Annotated in this window: 17 protein-coding genes; 9 read left to right on the top strand and 8 right to left on the bottom strand. The window is 66.3% G+C overall.

Going from position 1 to position 23,261, the window contains the following annotated elements:
* Positions 1–233: 233 nt before the first annotated feature.
* Complete coding sequence (locus tag AC1AYN_RS02145; protein ID WP_476531761.1) at positions 234–2,513, top strand: HelD family protein; 2,280 nt, start codon at positions 234–236, stop codon at positions 2,511–2,513.
* Between the two features lie 10 nt (positions 2,514–2,523).
* Positions 2,524–3,723 (top strand): phosphoglycerate dehydrogenase, encoded by a 1,200-nt coding sequence (gene serA, locus AC1AYN_RS02140; RefSeq protein WP_476531759.1) that lies wholly within the window; start codon positions 2,524–2,526, stop codon positions 3,721–3,723.
* 148 nt (positions 3,724–3,871) lie between these two features.
* Here serA and nrdR read toward each other — a convergent pair whose 3' ends face one another.
* Positions 3,872–4,312: a transcriptional regulator NrdR gene (gene nrdR, locus AC1AYN_RS02135; protein WP_476502037.1), complete on the bottom strand. Its 441-nt coding sequence runs from the start codon at positions 4,310–4,312 to the stop codon at positions 3,872–3,874.
* 68 nt (positions 4,313–4,380) lie between these two features.
* Positions 4,381–4,674, bottom strand: coding sequence for a LysM peptidoglycan-binding domain-containing protein (locus AC1AYN_RS02130; RefSeq protein ID WP_476531757.1), 294 nt, complete (start codon positions 4,672–4,674; stop codon positions 4,381–4,383).
* Positions 4,675–4,828: 154 nt separating this feature from the next.
* On the opposite strand from AC1AYN_RS02130, the gene lexA reads away from it, so the two are divergent.
* Both lexA and AC1AYN_RS02120 read left to right on the top strand, forming a co-directional pair.
* The gene (gene lexA, locus AC1AYN_RS02125) at positions 4,829–5,596 is read left to right on the top strand and encodes a transcriptional repressor LexA (protein ID WP_476531755.1); all 768 of its coding nucleotides are present in this window, start codon (positions 4,829–4,831) and stop codon (positions 5,594–5,596) included.
* 135 nt (positions 5,597–5,731) lie between these two features.
* Positions 5,732–6,685, top strand: a complete 954-nt coding sequence (locus tag AC1AYN_RS02120; RefSeq protein ID WP_476501950.1) for a cation diffusion facilitator family transporter — start codon at positions 5,732–5,734, stop codon at positions 6,683–6,685.
* 246 nt (positions 6,686–6,931) lie between these two features.
* Here the strand turns inward: AC1AYN_RS02120 and AC1AYN_RS02115 are convergent, their stop codons facing one another.
* Both AC1AYN_RS02115 and hflX read right to left on the bottom strand, forming a co-directional pair.
* Positions 6,932–7,894, bottom strand: a complete 963-nt coding sequence (locus AC1AYN_RS02115) for an L-lactate dehydrogenase (protein ID WP_163196046.1) — start codon at positions 7,892–7,894, stop codon at positions 6,932–6,934.
* 234 nt (positions 7,895–8,128) lie between these two features.
* Complete coding sequence (gene hflX, locus AC1AYN_RS02110) at positions 8,129–9,568, bottom strand: GTPase HflX (RefSeq protein ID WP_476502038.1); 1,440 nt, start codon at positions 9,566–9,568, stop codon at positions 8,129–8,131.
* Positions 9,569–9,801: 233 nt separating this feature from the next.
* Here hflX and AC1AYN_RS02105 point away from each other — a divergent pair, with 233 nt between their 5' ends.
* From AC1AYN_RS02105 to AC1AYN_RS02090, 4 genes are all read left to right on the top strand, one after another.
* A complete protein-coding gene (locus AC1AYN_RS02105) occupies positions 9,802–10,455 on the top strand; it encodes a class I SAM-dependent methyltransferase (RefSeq protein ID WP_476501951.1) in 654 nt (217 codons plus the stop codon).
* Positions 10,456–10,482: 27 nt separating this feature from the next.
* A complete protein-coding gene (gene hrpA, locus AC1AYN_RS02100; protein ID WP_476501952.1) occupies positions 10,483–14,697 on the top strand; it encodes an ATP-dependent RNA helicase HrpA in 4,215 nt (1,404 codons plus the stop codon).
* Positions 14,698–14,811: 114 nt separating this feature from the next.
* Positions 14,812–15,117, top strand: coding sequence for a YhbY family RNA-binding protein (locus AC1AYN_RS02095; protein ID WP_476501953.1), 306 nt, complete (start codon positions 14,812–14,814; stop codon positions 15,115–15,117).
* Between the two features lie 216 nt (positions 15,118–15,333).
* The gene (locus AC1AYN_RS02090; RefSeq protein WP_476501954.1) at positions 15,334–16,818 is read left to right on the top strand and encodes an MDR family MFS transporter; all 1,485 of its coding nucleotides are present in this window, start codon (positions 15,334–15,336) and stop codon (positions 16,816–16,818) included.
* A 1,035-nt stretch (positions 16,819–17,853) separates the two neighbouring features.
* Here the strand turns inward: AC1AYN_RS02090 and fruG are convergent.
* The 4 genes from fruG to fruE form a co-directional block, all read right to left on the bottom strand.
* On the bottom strand, positions 17,854–18,876 hold the full coding sequence (gene fruG, locus AC1AYN_RS02085; RefSeq protein ID WP_476501955.1) for a fructose ABC transporter permease FruG: 1,023 nt from the start codon (positions 18,874–18,876) through the stop codon (positions 17,854–17,856).
* Positions 18,873–19,946: a fructose ABC transporter permease FruF gene (fruF, locus tag AC1AYN_RS02080; protein WP_476501956.1), complete on the bottom strand. Its 1,074-nt coding sequence runs from the start codon at positions 19,944–19,946 to the stop codon at positions 18,873–18,875. Before fruF ends, fruG begins: the two co-directional genes overlap by 4 nt.
* Before the next feature lie 11 nt (positions 19,947–19,957).
* The gene (gene fruK, locus AC1AYN_RS02075; protein ID WP_476501957.1) at positions 19,958–21,487 is read right to left on the bottom strand and encodes a fructose ABC transporter ATP-binding protein FruK; all 1,530 of its coding nucleotides are present in this window, start codon (positions 21,485–21,487) and stop codon (positions 19,958–19,960) included.
* A 150-nt stretch (positions 21,488–21,637) separates the two neighbouring features.
* Positions 21,638–22,618 (bottom strand): fructose ABC transporter ATP-binding protein FruE, encoded by a 981-nt coding sequence (gene fruE, locus AC1AYN_RS02070; protein ID WP_476501958.1) that lies wholly within the window; start codon positions 22,616–22,618, stop codon positions 21,638–21,640.
* Positions 22,619–22,920: 302 nt separating this feature from the next.
* Here fruE and AC1AYN_RS02065 point away from each other — a divergent pair, with 302 nt between their 5' ends.
* Positions 22,921–23,190, top strand: coding sequence for a hypothetical protein (locus AC1AYN_RS02065; RefSeq protein ID WP_476501959.1), 270 nt, complete (start codon positions 22,921–22,923; stop codon positions 23,188–23,190).
* The last annotated feature ends 71 nt before the right edge of the window (positions 23,191–23,261 follow it).

The following is a 23,261-nucleotide window of genomic DNA, read 5'->3' as shown; positions in this document are numbered from 1 at the left end:
GCGACATCCAGACACACTCCGACCACACTGCCTCCCCACTCTACCCCACTTTTCCCCATCGTTCCCCACACGCGCACACAATCCGCGCTTTTTCGCCGCCCCGGACGCCACGCGGACGGAATTCACCGGGAATTCACCCGTGGAGAATGGACCGCGTCCCGCGCTCGTTGGGGGTGAGGAGTAGATTGGAACACTCAAGTTTTCAGGAGACCAGAACAGGGGAAACGGAACACATGTCGAGTTACGCCTCGCAGATCGAGGAGGAGCAGCGCGCGGTCAGCCGCGCATACGACCGTCTGGACGCGTTGCGCGCGGAGGCCAGGCAACGTCTCGACACCGTGCGTGCCGCGGGCTCGCATGGCTCGCCCACCCAACGGACCGAACGCGACTCGTTCGCCACCATGTACGAGGACCGGCTCACCCAGCTGCGCGCCGTGGAGGACCGGCTCGTGTTCGGCCGTCTCGACGACGTCTCCGGGTCGCGCCGCTACATCGGGCGCATCGGCCTGTCCGACGAACGGCATGTGCCGATGCTCACCGACTGGAGGGCCGAGGCCGCACGGCCCTTCTACGAGGCGACCCCCTCCCATCACGGCGACATCGTGATGCGGCGCCACATCACCCTGAGCTTCCGCGACGTGGTCGCCTTGGAGGACGAGGTGCTCGACGTCCATTCCGACCAGGTCGGCGAGGCGTCCAAATCGGGCACGCTGACCGGCGAGGGCGCGCTGCTCGCCTCGCTGAGCTCGCGCCGCACCGGCAAGATGACCGACATCGTCGCCACGATCCAGGCCGAGCAGGACCACATCATCCGTTCCGCGATGGACCGCGCGGTGGTCGTGCAGGGCGGCCCCGGCACCGGCAAGACGGCGGTCGCGCTGCATCGCGCCGCCTACCTGCTGTACACGCACCGCCGCACACTGGAGCGTTCCGGCGTGCTCGTGGTCGGCCCCAGCACGACGTTCCTGCACTACATCGACCAGGTGCTGCCGTCCCTCGGCGAGACCGGCGTGGTCTCGCGCACCATCGCCGACCTCATCCCCGGCGTCGAGGCCACCGCCACGGACTCGCCGCGCGCCGCCCAGCTCAAGGGCGACCACCGCATGGCCAACGCGGTGCGCAACGCCGTCGCCGCGCGCGAACGCGTGCCCGCCGACCTGCCGGTCGTGCAGATTAACGGCATGAGCGTGCCGATGCTCGCCGTGGACGTCGAACAGGCGATCGGCGACGCCAAGCGCACCCGCCAGCCGCACAACAAGGCGCGCGAGACCTTCGTCAAGTCGATGATCTCCGCGATGCGCACGCGCTACGAGGAGCAGCTCGACTACACGCCCGACCAGGACGAGCTCAACCGCGCGGTCTCGCTGCTGCGCATGAACGACAAGGTCCGCGTGGCCCTGAACCTCGCCTGGCTGCCGATGAACGCCGCGTGGCTCATCGACGACATGTTCTCCAAGCCGGCGAAGCTGCGCCGCTTCGCCCCCTGGCTCGGCGAGGAGGACGTCGCCGAACTGACCCGTCCGAAGGGCTCGGCCATCACCCGCTCCGACGTGCCGCTGCTCGACGAGGCGTTGGAGCTGCTCGGCGAGGACCCGAAGATCGCCTCGAAGCGGCGGCGCGAGGAGGCCGCGCAGGCCGAACAGCTGCGGTTCGCGCAGGACACGCTCGCGCAGAACGGCATCGGCACCGGTCTGGTCACCTCGCAGATGCTCGTCGACCAGATCAACGGCCCGGACGGCGAGGCGACGGCCCAGCGCGCCGGCCGCGACCGCGAATGGACCTACGGGCACATCGTCGTCGACGAGGCGCAGGAGCTCACCGCCATGGACTGGCGCATGCTCATGCGCCGCTGCCCGTCCCGCTCGTTCACGATCGTGGGCGACGTGGCGCAGACCAGCGCACTCGGCGGCACCCGCTCGTGGCCGAAGACGATGAACCGTCTGTTCGGCCGCGGCCGCTGGGACCTCAACGAGCTGACCATCGACTACCGCAACCCGCAGGAGGTGTCCGACCTGGCCGGGCGGTTCGCCGAGGCGCAGGGGCTCTACATCTCCACCGTGCACGCGGTGCGGCGGATCGCGGATTCCGTGTCCCGCACCACGGTGGGCACGCGCGACGAGCTGGTCGGGGCGGCGGCCCGGCAGGCGGCCGAGCTCGCGAAGCGCTTCGTCGCCCAGGACGGTTCGGGCCGTGTGGCCGTGATCGCCCCCGACGCGCTGCGCTTCGAGCTGCGCCGGGCGCTCGCGCCGCAGCTGAAGGCCGTCCTCGGCGACGACGAGGCGCGCAGGCTCGCCGAACAGGAGACCTGGGACCGTCAGGTGGACGTGTGCGGCACCGAGACGGTGAAGGGCCTCGAATACGATGCGGTCGTGCTCGTCGAGCCCGGGCTCATCGACCAGGAGGCGCCGAGCCGCCTGGTGGCGGCCGCCGACCTGTACGTGGCGATGACCCGTCCGACGCAGCGTCTGGCCATCGTGCGGACCTCATTGGACGAAAAGGACCTGGAACTCTAAGGTGGGGAATATGCCTAAAGCACTGTTGTTGGAGAACATTCACCCGGATGCGGCCAAGTCGCTGCGCGACCACGGGTTCGAAGTGGAGACGATGAAGGGGGCGCTGAACGAGGACGAGCTCATCGACGCGCTGGACGGCGTCGACGTGGTCGGCGTGCGTTCCAAGACGAGCGTGACGCGCCGCGTGCTCGAGGCGCGCCCGACGCTGTCCGCCGTCGGCTGCTTCTGCATCGGCACCAACCAGGTGGATCTCGATTTCGCCGGGGAGCAGGGCATCGCCGTGTTCAACGCCCCGTATTCGAACACGCGATCCGTGGTGGAGATGGTGCTGTGCGACATCATCTGCCTGATGCGCCGCATCCCCGCCCACACGCACCATCTCAAGCACGGTGTATGGGACAAGACGGCCACCGGCTCGCATGAGGTGCGTGGCAAGACCCTGGGCATCATCGGCTACGGCAACATCGGCTCCCAGCTGAGCGTGCTCGCCGAGGCCCTGGGCATGCGCGTCGTCTTCTACGATCTGGAGGAGAAGCTGGCGCTCGGCAACGCCCACCGTTGCGCGACGCTCAACGAGCTGCTCGAACAGTCGGACGCGGTGACGATCCACGTGGACGGCCGCAAGTCGAACACCGGCTTCTTCGGCGAGGACCAGTTCGCCCACATGAAGCAGGACGCGATCTTCATCAACGCCTCGCGCGGCTTCGTCGCCGACCTCGGCGCGTTGAAGCAGCATCTGGACTCCGGCCACCTGTCCGGCGCGGCCGTGGACGTGTTCCCCGTGGAGCCGAAGAAGACCGGCGACCCGTTCGAGACGGCGCTGGCCGACGAGGACAACATGATTCTCACGCCGCACATCGGCGGCTCGACCCTGGAGGCGCAGGAGGCCATCGGCCACTTCGTCTCGCAGCGACTCGAGGACTACTGGGAGAAGGGCTCGACCTCGCTGTCAGTGAACCTGCCGCAGATCAATCTGGGCGCGAACCGCGGCGTGGCCCGCATCGCCCACCTGCACGCCAACCTGCCGGGCGTGCTCGCCCGCGTGAACCGCGTGCTCGGCGAGGAGAACATCAACATCGCCGCGCAGTCGCTCGGCACCGAGGGCGAACTGGGCTACGTGGTGACCGACGTGTCCCAGCGCCCCTCCAAGACCGCCCTGGAGGCCCTGCGCTCCATCGAGGGGACCATCCGCATGCGCGTGATCTCCTGACGCGTCGCGCCCGTCGCGCCGCGTGTCCGTCCTCGTCGCCGTCCGCCGGCGGCCCGGGACGGACACGGCAAGGCCCCGGTGTCCCGTTCCTGTTCCGGAACGGGACACCGGGGCCTTGCCGAAGATGCCGAGGATCGGTATGGTCCGTTCAGTCCTTGAGCGCGTCGATGGCGCGCTGAAAGTCGGACAGGTCCTCGAAGTTCTGGTAGACGCTGGCGAACCGCAGGTAAGCGACCTGGTCGAGCTCCCGCAACGGCTTAAGGATGGCCTTGCCGACCTCGTCGGAGGTGACCTGGGCCTGTCCGGTGGATCGCAGATCCTCCTCGACGCGCTGGCCGAGCTTCCTCAGGTCGTCCTCCTTGACCGGACGCCCCTGGCAGGCCTTGCGCACGCCGGAGATGACCTTGTCCCTGTTGAACGGCTCCAGGCTTCCGGACCGCTTCTCGACCAGCAAGGTGGTGGTCTCCAGTGTGGTGAAACGCTTGTTGCAATGCAGGCACATGCGCCTACGACGAATCGAATAGCCGTCTTCGCTGACGCGGGTCTCGATGACCTTCGTCTCGGCATGGTGACAATACGGGCAATGCATGCCATCCACCATACCGTGACCCACCCCGCGCCCCGCCGCGGCGGGGTTTCGACACGCCCCGGAGCCCGTCACCTCGCCGCGTCCCTGGGCACCACGATGCGCTGGCCCGCGCGCACCTCGGTGCCGCTCATGTCGTTCAGACGCATCAGCTCGTCCACCGATTCGGACACGTCGCCGCCCTCCGGGGTGATCATCTCGGCATAGGTCCACAACGTCTGCCCCGGCTGGACCGTATAGCTCGTCACCTCCATCGCGCCCGTGGCGCTTCTCGCCTGCGCCGGGGAGAACAGCACGCCCACGCCGATCCACATCGCGACGGCCGCCAACACCACCACGACCGCCCGTTCCATCGTCTTCGCCATGACGACCACATCCTTTCGAACAGACGTTCCATCGAACAGTTGTTTTGATTGTGGCACATATGTTCGAACATCGCAACCCGCCGTGTCGAACATATGTTTTGCCGATTGCCCGTTTCGGCGCTATGCTTGCATCATTCACAGGAAAGGAGCGCGCATGGGCACCGTACCGTTCAGGCCGGGGAACGCCGGCGAACCGGACGAGAGGGAGCTGACGGAACGTCAGCGGATGATCCTCGACGCGATCAGGACGTATCAGAGCGAGCGCGGCTTCTCCCCCTCCTTCCGCGACATCGGCCGGGCGGCCGGCCTGAAGAGCCCCTCGTCGGTGAAGCACCAGCTGCAGACGCTCGAGGCGAAGGGGTTCATCCGCCTCAACGCCAACAAGGGGCGCGCCATCGAGATCCTCCGGCCCACGGCGGGGACGTCGGCCTTCGGCGCCTCTCCGGAACGCATCGACGACGCCCCCTCCCCCGTCTCCTCGCCGATGGCGGAGGATTCCACCGTGGTGGTGCCGTTCCCGGCGTCGTCGTCCGCGTCGGTGCGGGAGTCGCGCGACGTGCCGCTGGTGGGCCGCATCGCCGCGGGCGTGCCGATCACCGCCGAACAGCATGTCGAGGACGTGATGCGTCTGCCCGAACGGTTGACGGGCCCCGGCGGCAATCTCTTCATGCTCGAGGTCCATGGCGATTCGATGATCGACGCGGCGATCTGCGACGGCGACTTCGTGGTGGTGCGCGAGCAGCAGGACGCGGTGAACGGCGACATCGTGGCCGCGCTGCTGGACGGCGAGGCCACGGTGAAGACGTACCGCAGCGAGAACGGGCACCTGTGGCTGATGCCGCACAATCCCGCCTATCCGCCGATCGACGGCACGCATGCGACGATCATGGGACGCGTGGTCACGGTGCTGCGCCGCCTGTAGCGGCGCGCGTGCTATAGTCGTCATCGTCATGGACCCCGGCCGCAACGCCGGGGTCCTCGTGTTTTCGGACGCTACCGGGAATGGTAGTGAGAAACGGTCTCACCTGCGTGGGGCCGATGGAAGCGAGGTGTCGTCATGGTTCACGATCATGCGCATGGTTCGGCCGCAACGCCGTCGCCATCCGGCCGGGAGGCGGCGGCCCATCGCCGCAGGCTTACGGCCACGCTGGCGGTGACGGCTTCGGTGTTCGTCGTGGAGGTGGTGGCCGCGGTGCTGACCGGCTCCCTCGCGCTGCTGGTGGACGCCGGCCATATGCTGACGGACATGTCGGTGTTGATCGCCTCGACGGTGACGGCGGTGCTGATGGGCCGCAGGCCGAGCAGCACGCGCACGTGGGGCTGGGCGAGGCTCGAGGTGCTGACGGCGGCGGCTGGCGCGGTGGTGCTGCTCATCGTGGGCGTATACGCGCTGGTGGAGGCGGGCATGCGCCTGTTCGGCGGTGCCGGTCATGGCATCGACGACGTGAATCTGCTGTTGTTCGTGGGCATCCTAGGCTTGTCGGCCAATGTGGCGTCGATCTTCATCCTGGCTTCGCAGCGCGGCGACAACATGAACATGAAGGCGGCGTTCCTCGAGGTGATGAACGACGCGTTGGGTTCGGTGGCGGTGGTGCTGTCCGCCTTGGTGATGATGTCGACGGGCTGGATGGGCTTCGACGCGGTGGCGGGCGGCGTGATCGCGCTGATGATGATCCCGCGCGCGGTGTCGCTGCTGCACAAGGCGGTGCATGTGCTGCTGGAGGAGACGCCGGAGGGGCTGGATCTGGACGAGGTGCGCGAGCATCTGGAGCAGGTGCCGCATGTGGTGGCGGTGCATGACCTGCATGCGAGCACGGTGTCGACGGGCATGCCGTTCCTGATGGCGCATGTGGTGGTGGATCGGGGGCTCACGATGGAGCAGGCGGCGGTGATCCTCGAGCAGCTGCAGGATTGCCTGCGCGAGCATTTCCCGGTCTCAATCCCCCACACCACGTTCCAGCTCGAACCGGAAGGCTACGACTCCCCCTCCGACGAATCCCTCCACGAGTAGGTCGAACCACCCTCAGTCGGACTCCGTCCGACAGCTCCCGCCAGCGGGAGCCGGAAAAGAACAACCCCTGTACGGGCCCACACAAGGCACCCGTACAGGGGTTGTTTCACGAAAAAAGCCGTTGGGCATCAACCCTATGAAAATGGTGATGCGCGCGTGCGGCTTCAAGGCGCGGGAGGCGAAGGCGTACGAAGGTACGTCGAGCCTACCGCAACGCCGAAGACGCTCCGCGCATCGCCGTTTTCATCAGAAGCCGAACTGGGCGGCGGTTTCCTTCAGCGTCTCGGCGGAGCGCTTGAGGGCCGCGAGCTCCTTGTCGGAGACCGGGGTGTTGATGGCGGTGTTGACGCCGGCGCGGTTGATGAGGGTCGGGACGGACATGCACACGTCGGAGATGCCGTGGAAGTCCTTGAGCATGGAGGACACCGGCAGGATGCGGTTGGAGTCCTTGAGGACGGCCTCGATGATGTCGACGCCGGACATGCCGATGGCGTAGTTGGTCGCGCCCTTGCCGTTGATGATCTTGTAGGCGGCGTTCTTGACGTCCTGGTGGATCTGCTCGCGGGTGTCGGCGTCGAGCGGCTCGTGGCCCGGCAGCGGGGTCCAGTCGAGCATCGGGACGCCGCCGATGGTGGCGGAGGTCCACAGCGGGACTTCGGAGTCGCCGTGCTCGCCGGCGATGTAGGCGTGGACGTTCTTGACGTTGACGCCGGTCTGCTGGGCGATGAGGAAGCGCAGGCGGGCGGAGTCGAGGTTGGTGCCGGAGCCGAAGACCTGGTTCTCGGGCAGGCCGGAGATCTTCTGGGCGACGTGGGTGGCGATGTCGACCGGGTTGGTGATGAGCATGTAGATGGCGTTCGGGGCGACCTTGACCAGGTTCGGGATGATGGCCTGGAGGATCTTGACGGTGGCGCCGACGAGCTCGAGGCGGGACTGGCCCGGCTTCTGGCGGGGGCCGGCGGTGATGACGACCATGTCGGCGTCGCGGCAGATCTCCGGATCGTCGGAGCCGTCGATGGAGACGGTCGGGTAGAAGCTGGAGCCGTGCTGCATGTCGAGCACCTCGGCCTCGACGCGCTCCTTGGCGATGTCCTCGAGGACGATCTCGCGGGCGATGCCGCGCTGGGCGGCGGCGAACGCGAGGGTGGAGCCGACGGCGCCGGCGCCGATGACAGCGAGCTTCGTGGGCTTGTTGACCAATTCAGCCATGTTAATGAACCTCTCTTAGAGTCAATGCCCGTTGCCGGGCATCATTCAACCAACGGCTACCAATGTACTCGCATAACGTGACGACGCGTCGAACGTTGGTTGACGGAATCCTTGCAACGGCAACGTTGTTATCGCTCACACGCGCATCGCGCGACACATGTGGGCAAAGTCACATCGCGAGCCACGAAGATATTGGACGGCGGCCGCGCGACACCGCACGCCGCCGCGCCGACGTCAGTCGACGGCGACGGCGACGATGCGCGCGGCGAGATGCGCGTCGACGTCGGCGACGACCTTCACGCCGTCGTCGCGCCATTCGACGCTTTCGACATGGCCGTATTCGCGCACTTGGGACAGCAGGGCGCCGGCCGTGTACGGCAGGAGCGCGTCCACGTGCACGTTGGGCACGGGCAGCAGCGATTCGACGGCGTCGCGCAACGCGTCGACGCCGCGGCCGTCGAACGCGGAGACGATGTGCGCGTCCGGTTCGAGCGCGGCGAGCCGTTCCAGCGTGGTCTCGTCGCACATGTCGGCCTTGTTGAACGCGATGATGCGCGGGATGGATTCGGCGCCGTCGATGCCGGACAGCACCTCGTTGACCGCGTCGATCTGCGAGAACGGGTCCGGGTGCGAGCCGTCGACGACGTGCAGGATCACGTCGGCCTCGGCGACCTCCTCCAGCGTGGATTTGAACGCCTCGACGAGCTGCGTGGGCAGACGACGCACGAATCCGACGGTGTCGACGTAGGCATAGAGACGGCCGTCGCGCGCCTTCGCGCGGCGCACGGCCGTGTCGAGCGTGGCGAACAGCGCGTTCTCGACGAGCTCCGTCGATCCGGTGAGCCGGTTCGTCAGCGACGACTTGCCCGCGTTCGTGTAGCCGACGACGGCGATGGTGGGCAGCCCGTAGCGCCGGCGCGAGCCGCGCTTGACCTCGCGGGCGGGCGCCATCTCGCGGATCTGACGCTTGAGGCGGGCGATGCGCGTGCGGATGACGCGTCGGTCCATCTCGATCTTCGTCTCGCCCGGGCCTCGCGATCCGATGCCGCCGTCCGCGCCGGCCGCGCGGCCGCCCGCCTGACGCGACAGGGACCCGCCCCAACCGCGCAGGCGCGGCAGCATGTATTCGAGCTGGGCGAGCTCCACCTGCGCCTTGCCTTCGCGGCTGGTGGCATGCTGGGCGAAGATGTCGAGGATCACGGCGGTGCGGTCGACGACCTTCACCTTGGCGGCGTCCTCAAGTCCGCGGCGCTGGCTCGGCGGCAGGTCGTCATCGACGACGATCGTGTCCGCCTCCTCGCGCGCGACGATGTCGGCGATCTCGCGCGCCTTGCCGGAACCCACGTAGGTGGCGGCGTCCGGCTTGAGACGATGCTGGAGCAGGCCGTCGCACACCTCGGCGCCCGCGGTCTCGGCGAGCGCGGCGAGCTCGCGCAGCGACTCCTCGGCCTTCGCCTGCGTGGTCTTCGCGCTCGACCATACGCCGACGAGCACGACGCGTTCGAGGCGCACCTTGCGGTATTCGACCTCGGTGACGTCCTTAAGCTCGCCGAGGCCGGCGACGTGCTTCAGCTGGTTGCGCGACTCGCGTTCCGCCCACTCCTCGTCGTGGCGTTCCGCCCAGCCGGCGCCGTTCCCTTCGTCGAGCAGCACCTCGGACGCTTCGGCGAGCACTCCCCCGCCGTCCGTCGCGACGGCCTCCTCGCCGGTGCTGCTGGCGTGCGATGGTTCACGGGTTGCGGTGCTGCTGCTCAATGTCACCTCTGGTCTGTCGGAAGGTTCCTCGATTGCGTTATGGTCCTTATTATCATCATTGAGGTGACATGCGCCGGCATGCGCACCATGGGACGGACGGTCCGGGCGACGCGCGACGCGGGCGTCGGGGCGGTAAGGAGTTTGAGGACATCATGGCGGAACAGTATTTCGCGGCGGAACCGACGTCGAAGGACGTGCGTCGCACGATGCACGTCACCCTGCGCGGCCACGAGGCGGACGTGGAGACGTCGAACGGCGTGTTCTCCGGTTCGCGCGTCGATCTCGGCACGTCGGTGCTGCTCAGGCAGGCGCCCGAACCTCCCGAGACGGGCGATCTGCTCGATCTCGGCTGCGGTTGGGGCCCGGTCTCGCTGGCGTTGGCCGCCGAATCGCCCGAGGCGCGCGTGTGGGCGGTGGACGTCAACGAGCGCGCGCTGGAGCTGACCGCGTCGAACGCACGTCGCAACGGCGCCGCGAACGTGCATGTGACGGCGACGGACGCGCAGGGCGCGCCGCTCGCCGACCAGCCGCTCGACGTGTGCGAGGCAATGCCGGACGATCTCCTGTTCGACGCGATCTGGTCGAATCCGCCGATCCGCATCGGCAAGGAGGCGCTGCATACGCTGCTGATGGCGTGGCTGCCGCGTCTGAAGCCGGGGACGGGCGCTGCGTATCTGGTCGTGCAGAGGAATCTCGGCTCGGATTCGCTGATCCCGTGGCTGGCGGACGCGCTCGGCGAGGGTTATGCGGTGGGCAAATACGCGAGCTCCAAGGGATTCCGTATCATTGAGGTTTTGCGAAAGTAACGACCAGTAGGAAGTCAGCCCAGCAGCATGCGTTTCGAATATCCAGCGGAATTGCCGGTCTCGGCGGCGCGCGACGAGATCGCCGACGCCGTCCGTCACAGCCAGGTGGTGATCGTCTCCGGACAGACCGGTTCGGGCAAGACCACGCAGCTGCCGAAGATCCTGCTGGAACTGGGGCGCGGCACGCACGGCAGGCAGATCGTGCACACGCAGCCGCGCCGCATCGCCGCGCGCACGGTCGCCGAGCGCATCGCCTCCGAGATGGGCGTGCGGCTCGGCGACGAGATCGGCTATCAGGTGCGCTTCACCGACGAAAGCTCGCCGAAGACGCGCCTGAGGGTCGTGACCGACGGCATCCTGCTCGCGCAGATCCAACGCGACCCGCAGCTGAGCCGCTACGACACGATCGTCATCGACGAGGCGCACGAGCGCAGCCTCAACATCGACTTCCTGCTCGGGTACCTGACGGCCCTGCTGCCCAAGCGCCGCGACCTGAAGCTCGTCATCACGTCGGCGACCATCGATTCGGAGAAGTTCCAGGAGCATTTCGAACACGCCCTGCACGAGAAGGTGCCGGTCATCGAGGTGTCGGGACGCACCTACCCGGTGCAGGTCGTCTACGAACCGCTCGGCACGGCGCCCGCGCTGATGCGCGAGGTGCCGGGCTTCGCGACCGGCGCGCGCCCCGGCGACGCCGACTACGAGGAGCTGGCGAACGCGATCGCCGGCGAGGACGACGGGCCGGCGCGCGGTGGCCGCGGGCCGGCGCGCAACGCGAACTCGTCGTATGAGGACGACGGCATCACCGACATGCCGACGGCCGTGGCGCGCGCCTGCGCCGAGCTCGTCATCCACTCCTCGCACGAGCGGGGCCCGCGCGACATCCTCGTGTTCGCGTCCGGCGAGCGCGACATCCACGAGTTCGAGGCGGCGCTGCGGCACCATTACGGTCCGCGCGCCGAGGACATGCGCCGCGCGGACGCCATCGAGATCATGCCGCTGTTCGCGCGCCTCTCCGCCGCGGACCAGCACAAGGTGTTCGAGGCGCACACGCACCAGCGCATCGTCATCGCGACGAACGTGGCGGAGACGTCGCTGACCGTGCCGGGCATCCGCTACGTGGTCGACCCGGGCACGGCGCGCATCTCCCGCTATTCGAAGACGGCGAAGGTGCAGCGCCTGCCGATCGAGCCGATCAGCCAGGCGAGCGCCAACCAGAGGAGCGGCCGGTGCGGCCGTGTGGCGGACGGCATCGCGATCCGTCTCTATTCGCGCGAGGATTTCGAGACGCGCCCGCGCTTCACCGAGCCGGAGATCCTGAGGACCTCGCTCGGCGCGGTGGTGCTGCACATGCTGTCGGTGGGCGTGGCCCGCACCGCCGAGGACGTGACCGGCTTCGGCTTCATCGACCCGCCGGACGTGAAGGCCGTCTCCGACGGCTTCAACGAGCTCACCGAGCTGAAGGCGGTGGCGAGGAGGCGCGGCGAGGTGACCCTCACGCACATCGGCCGCCAATTGGCGCGCATCCCGATCGACGTGAGACTCGGACGCATGGTGATCGAGGCGGCGCGCACCACGTCGCCGAACACGCTGGCCGCGGTGCTCGTCGTCGTCGCGTTCCTGAGCCTGCAGGACCCGCGCGAACGCCCGGACGAGAAGCGCGAGGAGGCCGACCGCATCCACAACCGGTACGCGGACCCGACCTCCGACTTCCTGACGGCCCTCAACATCTGGGACCGCGTGTTCCAGGCGGACGGCAATCCGAGCAACAACGCGCTGCGCCGCATCTGCAAGACCGAGTATTTCAGCTGGCTGAGGATGCGCCAGTGGAAGGACCTGGTCGCCCAGTTGACGCAGATGTGCCGCGAGATGAAGTTCAAGGTGGGCGAGCCGCAGCCCGCCTCGCGCGCCGGCCTCGAGATCCGGCAGCTGCCGATCAACCAGCAGGCCGCGCATTCGCTGTGCTGCTCGTGGGACGCGGAGGGCATCCACAAGTCGATGCTCGCCGGACTCCTGTCGATGATGGGCATGCAGGTGGTACGCGAGCCGAAGGCCTCCGACTACGCGCACCTGAAGGGCGCGGCGAGGGCAAGGGCCCTGAAGCGCGCGCAGAAGATGTCGAAGAACGACTATCTGGGCGCGCGCGGCACGCATTTCGCCCTGTTCCCCGCCTCCGCCGTCGCCAAGTCGACGCCCAGCTGGGTGATGTCCACCGAACTGGTGGAGACGTCGCGCCTATGGGCCCGGTATTCGGCGGTCATCGACCCGGCGTGGGCGGAGCCGCTGGCCGGCACGCTCACGCGCACCACGTACGCGGAGCCGCACTGGTCCGGTTCGCGCGGCTCGGCCGTGGCGACCGCGCGCGTGCTCCTCTACGGTCTGCCAATCGTGCAGGACCGCACCGTGCAGTGGGGACGCATCAACCCGTTGGAGGCGCGCGACTTCCTGCTGCGTCAAGGCCTCGTGGAGGGCGACGTCCAGCAGCGGTTCAGCTACGACGACTTCGTAGCGAAGAACCTCAAACAGCTGGAGGAGGCGGCGGACGACGCGAACCGCACGCGTCAGATCGCCGAGACCGTGTCCGACGAGGACCTGTTCGACTTCTACAACGCGGTCATCCCGCACGACGTGACGAGCGTCGCCGCCCTCGCCAAATGGTGGAAGGGCGAGCATGACGCGCATCCGACGCTGCTCGACTTCGACCCGAGCAAGGTGGAGCGCCTCCAGTCCGCCGAATCGGTGAGCCTCGACGACTATCCGGACCACTGGCATACGCTCGGCACCGACGGCCAGCCGATCGACCTGCGATTGAGCTACGTGTACGACCCGTCCGACACGGCGGACGGCGTCACCGTGCATGTGCCGTTGAAGGCGCTCTCGCGCGTCACACCGGAACAGTTCACGTGGAACGTGCCCGGCCTGCTCGACGAGCTCATCCTCGCGATGATCAAGGCGCTGCCGAAGAAGCTGCGCGTCCAGTTCGTACCCGCGCCCGACGCGACGCGCAGGATCCGCGCGTGGATCGACGACCACTACCCGGACCTGCCCGGCTCCGGCTCGCAGCGCAAGCCGAACCTGCCGCCGGAGGACGCCGGTGGCGACGCCGCGGACGGCGCGGCCGGCGGCGGTGCGGGGGCGGCGGGCGGCGCCGCATGGCCGGATCTCGCGCACGTGTTCACGCGCGCCGCGATCGAGACGGTCGGCGCGCAGATCCACCCCGAAGTGCTGGGACCGGAGCTCGTCGAACGGCTCTCCCCGTACCTGAAGATGACGTTCGCGGTCGAGCAGCCGCTGGACGACGGACGCGGCGGGCACGGCGGCGACGGCCGACGTGCCCGCAGGCGCGGCAGGAACGCGGTCAAGACGCTCGGCACCAGCAAGGACCTCAAGGCCCTGCAGGTCAGGTTCGCGCAGGAGGCGCAGGTCTCCGCGCGCAAGGCCGTGCGCCGCAAGGCCGACCAGGCCGCCGGCCAAGGCAGACTCGTCGAACAGGCGAACCTGCTGCACAAGGCGGGCGCGACCACCGAATCGCGCGCGTCGATGCTGTGGCGGGGCGCGCTCGACGCGCTGCGACTGCCCGACGAACGCGTCTCGTCGCGTTGGCTCGGCACGGAGGCGCTCATGCTCGCCGCCGCCCCCTACAAGTCGACGAAAGCGCTCGTCGAGGACCTGCAGCTCGCCGCCGTCAAACGACTGCTGCCCGACGTGGACCGTCTGCCCGACGACGAGGCGCTCGCCAACGCGGTGCTCGACGTGCGCGAAGTGTACGAGGACACCGTCTACCAGGTGGCGCGCGACGTGATCGCGATCCTCAAACGCTACGCGGAGGTGGACAAGGCGGTGTCCGGCAAGGCGGACCTGCCGATGCTCTCCGTGCTCCAGTCGATCCGCGAGCACATCGCCACGCTCGTCCACCCCGGGTTCATCGGCGCCGCTCCCCCGGCCTCGCTGCGGCACATCGAACGGTACCTGCACGCCGACCTCATGCGCCTGACGAAGGCCAAGTCGGACAAGAACCGCGACGTCCGCTGGGCGTGGGAGGCCGACGAGGCGAAACAACTCGTCGACAAGGCCATGGCCAAGGCGAAGGCCGAACCCGCCGGCCCGAGGCATGAGGAGCTCATGCGCAAGGCCACGGACGCGCGCTGGCTCTTGGAGGAGTTCTACGTGAGCCTGTGGGCGCAGGAGCTCGGCACGCCCAAGCCGGCCAGCATGAACCGCATCCGCAAGGCGCTCGCCTGACCCTGCCGGTACAATACCCCGGTACGGCGCACGACCCCGGCGACGGCGAAGCCGCGTCGAAGAGACGCGAATCAGGACAACCATCAAGCAATCAAGGAAACGAAGGAAACGACTATGGCACTGACCAAGAAGCAGACCAAGCAGCTGCGCGGCATGGCGAACACGATCAAGCCGCTCATCAACATCGGCAAGAACGACGTGACCGACGCGCTCGTCAAGCAGGCGAGCGAGACCCTGGAGAACCGCGAGCTCGTCAAGTTCAGCGTACAGGACGGCTCCGGTCTGACCGCCAAGGAGGCCGCCGAGAACCTGGCCGGCCAGCTCGGCGCCGAGGTCGTGCAGACCATCGGCAACCGCTTCACCCTGTTCCGCCGCTCCAAGCGCAAGAACGTCGAGCACATCCGCCTCGTGCGCGAGTAATCGCGCGAACAATCGGGGGGCTTCCTCCCTCTTCCCATCCCCTTCCCTCCCCACCGTTCCCGGCGTTGTCCAGCGTGACGCGATACACTGCACACGCCGGGAGCTCTCCGCAGATCCGTGCGGCCAGGGCCGGCTTCAGCATCCTGGACAGTCAGGCCATCCGCGATTCCGCCCATGTATCGGGCATCGCGACGATGATACGGGATTTTGCAACCAATGACAGAACAGAAGAAGGAAACAAGCGGACAGGCGCGCGGCGTCATGCCGGACGAGAGGATTCCCGGCAAGCTGATCGGCGCGATCATCGCGACCGGCGCGCTCGCGTTCATCGGCATCCTCACCGAAACGGTGATGACGGTGCTGTTCCCCGCGCTGATGCGCGAATTCCACGTGGACACGGCCACCGTGCAGTGGATCACCACGATCTATCTGCTCACCGTGGCGGCGACGATGCCGATGTCGTCGTTCCTCAAACGCCGGTTCCGATTGAAGGCGATCTTCGTGGCCGCCGTGCTGCTGGCGCTCGTCGGCTCGGTCATCATGATCGTCGCGCACGCGTTCCCGCTGCTCATCGTCGCCCGCATCATCCAGGGCGTCGGCTCGGGTGTGGCCACGCCGCTGATGATGAACATCATCCTCGAACAGTCGCCGCGTTCCAAGATCGGGCGTCTCATGGGCGTCGGTTCCCTCGTCATCACGGTCGCGCCGGCCATCGGCCCGACCGTCGGCGGCGCGGTGACGACCGTCCTGCCGTGGCGCGCGATTTTCGTGATCGCCGTGCCGTTCATCCTGCTCGCGCTGCTGCTCGGCATGCTGTGCATCGAACAGAAGGCCCCCACCGAGGCCGCCTACCTCGACCCGTTCCAGGTGGTGACGATCGTCGTGGCGCTCGTCGGCATGGTCCTCGGATTGAACCAGGCGGGCGTCGCGGTGAGCGCCGCCGTGGCCGGACGTTCGGCCACCCGCGCGGCCGTGGTCGCCGCCGTGAGCGTGGTCGTCGGCCTCGCCGCGCTGGCCGCGTTCTGCTGGCTGACGAAGCGCGCGTTCTCGCCACTGCTCAGGCTCGGCATCCTGCGCGATCCGGTCGTGCTGCTGCATCTGGTCGCCTATCTGGTGATGCCGATCGTGTCGATCGGATTCGGCTACGTGATCACCAACGTGGCGCAGCTGGGTCTCGGCACGAACGCGTTCCTCGCCGGTTCGCTGGTGCTGCCAGGCGCGCTAATCGGCGCCGTGTGCGCGCCGCTGGGCGGCTGGCTGTACGACCGCTTCGGCGCGGTGAAGCCGATTCTCGTGCCGTTCGGCATCGCGACGCTCGGTCCGGTGCTGCTGTTCGCGTTCGCGCTGCGGCTCACCCCCGTGATGCTCGCCGGCTTCTACTTCATCTTCGGATTCTGCTTCGCGCTCGGCAACTCGAACGTGATGACGAGCGCCCTGAGTTCGATTCCCCGCGAGTTCGCGCCGGACGGCAATGCGATCTTCAACACGGCGCTCCAGTTCGGCGGCGCGGCCGGCACCGCCCTGTTCTCGACGATTCTGGCGGTCGCGCAGGCCGGTCATGGCGCGGAGGGATCGGCGGAGTTCATGCACGCGACCGCGGTGGGCGGCCAGTGGGTGTTCGCCACGATGATCGTGATCTGCGTGGCCGGATGGGTGAGTCTCGCCGCCGCGTTCCGCGCCCGCGCCCGTCGCGGGCTATGAACCGTCTGTCCGGCGACCGAAACGGGACACGAACCACGTGACCGGCACCCGACTGACGGCCGACTGACCGTTAACTACGTTCCAAGGGGTACTTCGTGACGGTGACTGACAGCCATCTTGTCTCCGAGGGGTACCCGCTCGGGTAGAGAGGGCGCCGAAATGGCTTGGCCCCGGTGCAGAACGCCGTCGGCACCTGCCCCTGTGCGGTGACGGATACCCCTCGTTAGCGAGATGGCGATCCGCATCGGAGCGGAAGCACCCCTGACAACGCAAATACCTCTACGCCGGTGGTCAAACGGCATCGGATCGTCCCGGATACGCGTTCCGCGACCGCAATGCCCTTTGGCGCAGCAGCCAGTCTCGATCGCGTCGCAGCCCGGCGCAAGAAATCCCGGAGATCTTCAGCGGTTTCCGGGATTTTTCGTATCGGGTCACCGACGACAATAATCGTCGGCACAGCCATCGGCGCGAGAAATCCCGGTTCCGTCCCAATCGTCCGGGATGTATTGCGCAGAGAACGAGTCGGTGCGAGGATTCCCGGACGGCTCCCCCTCTTTTCCGGGATTCCTTACGCAGCCTCGGGGCGGATCGCATGGAGATACGAAGTTGCTGAGAGATACGAATTCCGTTCCGCACCGCGAGCCGCGAGCCATGAGCCACAAGTAAGTTCATGGGGAACTTCCGAAACAACGCGTGTGGCCCGTCCCGAGGGATCTCGGGACGGGCCACACGCGGATGAAAGGAAGGAAATGAAGGAAGAGAGAGGGTGGATGCCGGCGGACGTGTCACCGTACGGTCCCCGCGCGAAGCTCTCGTTGCTTCAAGGCGAGGAGGATTGCCTTTGCGGGCACCGATGGCGTATCGCCCGCCGGTCTCCATGTTCAGTTATCGCTTATTCAGTTATCGGTATTCAGTTATCACGATGTTCGGTTATCACCGCGGTCGTCATCACGGTAGACGGCGACCGCTGCGGGGCTCCGATCGGTCCGGGGGAACCGCCGCGCCGGGCGGCGCCTCCCCCGGACCGATCATCGCCTATTTCTTCTCGCCGACCGCGGTCACCACACGCTGGAGGACCACGAAGGCGAGAATCATCAGGCCGACCACGATGGTCGTCCACTCGGCCGGGACTCCGAAGTCGGAGGTCAGCGGGTCGATGATGGAGCGGACCAGGGCGCCGAGGGCGGAGCCGAGGACGTAGCCGAAGCCGCCGGTGATGATCGTACCGCCGATGACCACGGAGGCGACGGCGTCGAGCTCCCAGCCGACACCGACCGTGTTCTTCGCGGAACCGAGGTTGGCGATGTACACGATGGAGGCCAGCGCGGCGAGGGTCGCGGAGGTGATGTAGATCGTGAACTGGGCGCGCTTCACGGGCAGACCCATGAGCTCCGCGGAGGAGCGGGAGCCGCCGATCGCGTAGATGGTGCGGCCGGTGCGGGTGTGGTGCAGCAGGATGTAGCCGAACACCAGCACCACGAGCGAGATCACGACGCCGATGTTGAAGTAGAGGTCGTTGCTCAGCTTCGGGTTGTCGATGATCGTGATGCTCTGCGCGATCCAGTCGAAGTTGTTGTTGTCCGGGAAGGTCAGCGAATCGGTGGAGATGATGGAGGCGATACCACGGGCGAGGAACATCGTGGACAGCGTCGCGATGAACGGCTGCATGTTGAATTCCTCGATCAGGATCGCGGCCAGCAGGCCGAACGCCGCGCCGATGAGCAGCATGACGACCATCACGACGAGGGCGGGAACGCCCGCGTTGGCCATCTTGATGCCGATGACGGCGGTGATGGCGACGATGGCGCCGACCGACAGATCGATGCCGCCGGTGAGGATCGGGAGCGTCATGGCCACGGCCAGGATGATGAGGTAGGCGTGGTCGATGAACAGGGTGGAGATGAAGCCGAGTCGCAGGTAGGTGCCGAAGAGCGCCTGGCCCATGATCATCATCAGGATGAAGATGACGACGGCCGCGATGGTCGGAATCATCTGTGCGTCGATGCGACGCGTCTTCTTCACGGCCTTCTTGGCCGGGGTTGCCGTAGCGTTTGTCATGCTGCCACCGCCTTTTCAGAGGACTTGAGCGCGCGCTTACGCTTGAGTTCCGCGCTCAGGTTACGAACCTTGGGTGCCTGCATCACGCAGATCACGATCACGACGACGGCGAAGAAGGCCGGGGTTGCGGCGGAATCGATGCCGAGGGTGATGATGGTCTTGCGGATCATGGCGATGATGACGGCGCCGACGGCGCTGCCAGCGAGGGAGAACTTACCACCGAGCAGCGAGGTGCCGCCGATGACGACCGCGAGGATGGCGTACATCTCGAGATCCTGACCGGTCTTGACCACGTCGACGCGCATCACGGATGCGGTGGCGAACAGGCCGGCGATGGCGGCGAGGAAGCCGGAGATCGCGTAGACGAGGAAGAGGATCTGCTTGGGCTTGATGCCAGTCATGCGGGAGGCTTCGGGGTTGATGCCGACGGCCTCGATGAACATGCCCATGGCGGTCTTGCGGCACAGCAGGCCGACGAGGATCACGATGACGACGGCGATCACGAAGTTGGCCGGGATGCCCAGGATGAAGCCGTTGGCCATCCACTTGAGCGGTTCGCTGCCGGCGACCGCGGAGGCGTCGGTGTTCTCGCCGGAGGTGATGACCTTCGCGAGGCCACGGCCGGCGAGCATCATGATCAGCGTGGTGATGAACGGCTGGAGGCCGAGGAACGCGACGAGCGCGCCGTTGATGCAGCCGACGGCCAGACCGATGACGAGGGCCAGCAGGATGGAGAGCCACACGTTGGTGCCTCCGGACAGCGCCTGCATCGCGGCCGCGCCGGCGACCGCCATGACGGAACCGACGGAGAGGTCGATACCTGCGGTGGAGATGACGAGCGTCATGCCGGTGGCGATCATCAGGTATCGGGCGGATTCCTGAAGCATCGTGATGATCGGGCCGGCGAGACCGCCCGTGTTGTCGTTCCACTGCAGGGAGAGGAACGCGTGATCAAACGCGGTGCACAGCAAAACCAGCAGGATGAGTGCGACCACCTCGACGGTGATGTTAGAGGAGAGCAGCTTCTTGACGATGTTGTTCTTCTCGTCCGCTTGCTTCTTATCAGCCATCATCCCTCCTTTCAGTTCTTCACGTTCGTGTTGGCGATGGTCTCGACGATGGTCGACTGCGAGACGGTGTCGCCGTTTTCGATTTCAGCGATCTTGTGGCGATCCTTGAGGACCTCGATGTCGTCGGACAGGCGCACGACCTCTTCAAGCTCGGAGGAGATGAAGACGACGCCCATGCCCTTCGAGGCGAGGTCGAGGACGACCTGCTGGATCTCGGCCTTCGCGCCGATGTCGATGCCTCGGGTCGGCTCGTCGAGGATGAGGAGCTCCGGGTGGGTTGCCAGCCAGCGGCCGATGAGGACCTTCTGCTGGTTGCCGCCGGAGAGGTTCTTGATCGGGCGATCCGGATCGGCCGGTCGCACGTTCATCTCCTTCATGTACTTGTCGACGATCGCGTCCGCTTCCTTCTTCGGAATCGGCTTGAACATGCCGCGCGTCGCCTGGAGGGCGATGAGGATGTTCTGGCGGACGGTCAGGTCGCCGACGATGCCCTCGTCACGACGGTTCTCGGTGGAGTACGCGATCTTGTTCTTCAGGGCGGTGGCCGGGTCGCCGATGGACACCTGCTTGCCGTTGAGCGTGTACGTGCCCGAATCCGGCTTGTCGGCGCCGTAGAGGAGGCGGCCGAGTTCGGTGCGGCCGGAGCCGAGCAGGCCGGCGAAGCCGACGACCTCGCCCGCGTAGATGTCGAGATCCACCGGGTTGATCGTGCCCTTCTTGCCGAGGCCCTTGACGTCGACGATCGGCTTCTCGCCGGGCTCGATGGCGCGGCGCGCCTTCTTGGCGCCGATCTGGGACAGTTCCTCGGCGGACTTGCCGATCATCATGCCGATGAGCTCGTCGCGCGGGGTGTCCTTGGTCATGACCTCCTTGATGAACTTGCCGTTGCGCAGGATGGTCAGGCGGTCGGTGATCTCGTAGATCTGGTCGAGGAAGTGGGAGACGAACAGGATGGCCACGCCGGAGTCGCGCACCTTGCGCATGATCGCGAACAGGTCCTCGACCTCGTTGGCGTCGAGGGAGGAGGTCGGCTCGTCGAGGATCAGCACCTTGGCGTTGATGACCATGGCTCGCGCGATGGCGACCAGCTGCTGCATGGCGATGGAGATCGAGCTCAGCGGGGTGTGCGGATCGATGTGCTCCAGACCCATCTGCTTGAGGTAGGTCTTGGCGGCCTCGTGGGTCTTCTTCCAGTCGATGCCGAACGGGCCGCGCTTCTCGTGGCCGAGCATGACGTTCTCGCCGACGGAGAGGTTGGTGCACAGGTTGACTTCCTGGTACACGGTGGCGATGCCGGCGTTCTGCGCGTCCAGCGTGCCGTTGAACTGCTGCGGCTTGCCTTCGACGGTGATGGAGCCCGCGTCGATCTTGTAGACGCCGGTGAGGGCCTTGATCATCGTGGACTTGCCGGCGCCGTTCTCACCCATGAGAGCGTGGACCTCGCCCGGGTACAGCGTCAGATTGACACCGTCCAGGGCCTTGACGCCCGGGAACTCGATCGTGATGCCCTTCATCACGACGATAGGGGTTTTGTCTGTCATATCGTTGCCTTTGAACAGGGAAGATTGTTACCGTTTTGTGATATTTCGACCCCACATGAATGATGGTGCACAAGGGACTACCTCATGCACCATCGGTTATATGTTCATGTGCGGTTCTCGATCATCACTGATGGAGGCGCTTGGCCCGAATCAGTAGGCGCGGGAGTTGGAATCCAGGGCTTCCTTGGCGCTGGCGGCGTCGAAGGTCTTGGACTCGATCTGGATGTCGGACTTGACCTTCTTGCCACCCAGGTAGTCCTTGACGGCCTGCGCGGTCTCCTTGCCGAAGATCGGGTTGTACTCGATCACGTAGGAGAGGTCGCCGTCGACGAGGGCCTGCAGGGCGTTCTTCGTACCGTCGATGGTGATGATCTTGACCTTGCCCTTGAGGCCGGCGGCGTCAACGGCCTGCGCGGCGCCGAGGCCCATCTCGTCGTTCTGGGCGAAAATGAACTGCGGGTTGTCGGACTTGTACTTGTCCAGCAGGCCGGCGGTCACGGTCTTGGCCTCATCGGTGGACCAGTTGGCGGACTGGGACTCGAGGACCTTCACGTTCTTGGCGATCTTGGCATCCCAGCCGGCGCCACGATCCTTGACGACGGACAGGCCGGCGGGGCCTTCGAGGATGAAGCCGTTGGCGCCGTCCGGGAAGTTCTTGTTCACGAACTCGGCGGCCTGCTCACCGGCCCACTCGTTGGACGGTCCGATGTGGGAGACGATGGCCTTCTTGGCGTCGGAGTCCTTGACCTGGACGTTGCGGTCGACGGTGAAGACCGGAATCTCGGCCTCGGCGGCCTTCTTCAGGGACTCGTCCCAACCGGTATCCTCGGTGGAGGACAGGATGATGGCGTCCACCTCGTCGTTGACGAACTTGTTGAAGGCCTGAATCTGCTTCTGCTGATCGTTGTTCTGGGTCGGCGAGTAGATCAGGTCGAATCCGGCGGACTTGAACGCGGACTTGATGTCGTTCTCGTTCGCGGTACGGAAACCACCCTCGGGGCCGACGGCGACGAAGCCGACGGTCTTCTTGCCGTTGTCCGAACCACCGTTGGAGCCGGAACCGCATGCTGCCACGCTCACCAAAGCGGCGGCGGAAGCAACAAGGGCGATGGCCTTCTTCCAATTCTTCATGTTTATACTCCTCCTCGAGTTATCGAGCACCAAGGTCCTTTCCTTGGCTGACGACTGTTTGTCATCGACAAGCTCAAGTATGAACCAAACAATGTGAGCGTTCAACCTCACGGGATAACATTTCGATAACGTCTTGATAACGATTTGATAACATAGCGCCCGCACGTCGGCTTATCGGCGCGGTACCGCCGTTTTCGGGTATTATGGAGAGCGCCGTAACGAGGCGCCGCCGCCTCGCATGCACCTATACATGCACCTATATGAGGCGGTCGGCACCGTACAACGAACACGAAAGGAGACCCATGGATACCGTGTTCCTCATCATCAAGCAGGTGGAAGGCATCAAGCACCTCGCCGGCGTGGCCGCCACCATCGGCGACGCCGCCAAGCTGCTCGCCAAGTGGGAGCCGGAATGCCCGGACAACTTCAACTTCCTCGGCACCGAGGAGGTCTACGGCGTCAAGCGTCACCTGTTCAACATCCCGTTCAACATGCAGTACCTCATCTACGAGGTCCCGATCAACTCCGAGGTCCCGCAGGAGCTCTTCAAGAGCGAGTACGGCGGCATCTGATCGAACGACCCGCGCATCTCGTCGAGAGAGGGCTCCTTCCCGTCAGGAAGGAGCCCTCTTTTGTCGTTTCC

This window comes from Bifidobacterium sp. LH_413, from assembly GCF_056357015.1.
The sequence above is the reverse complement of the archived record's forward strand: the minus strand, read 5'-3'. Positions and strand labels throughout refer to the sequence as shown.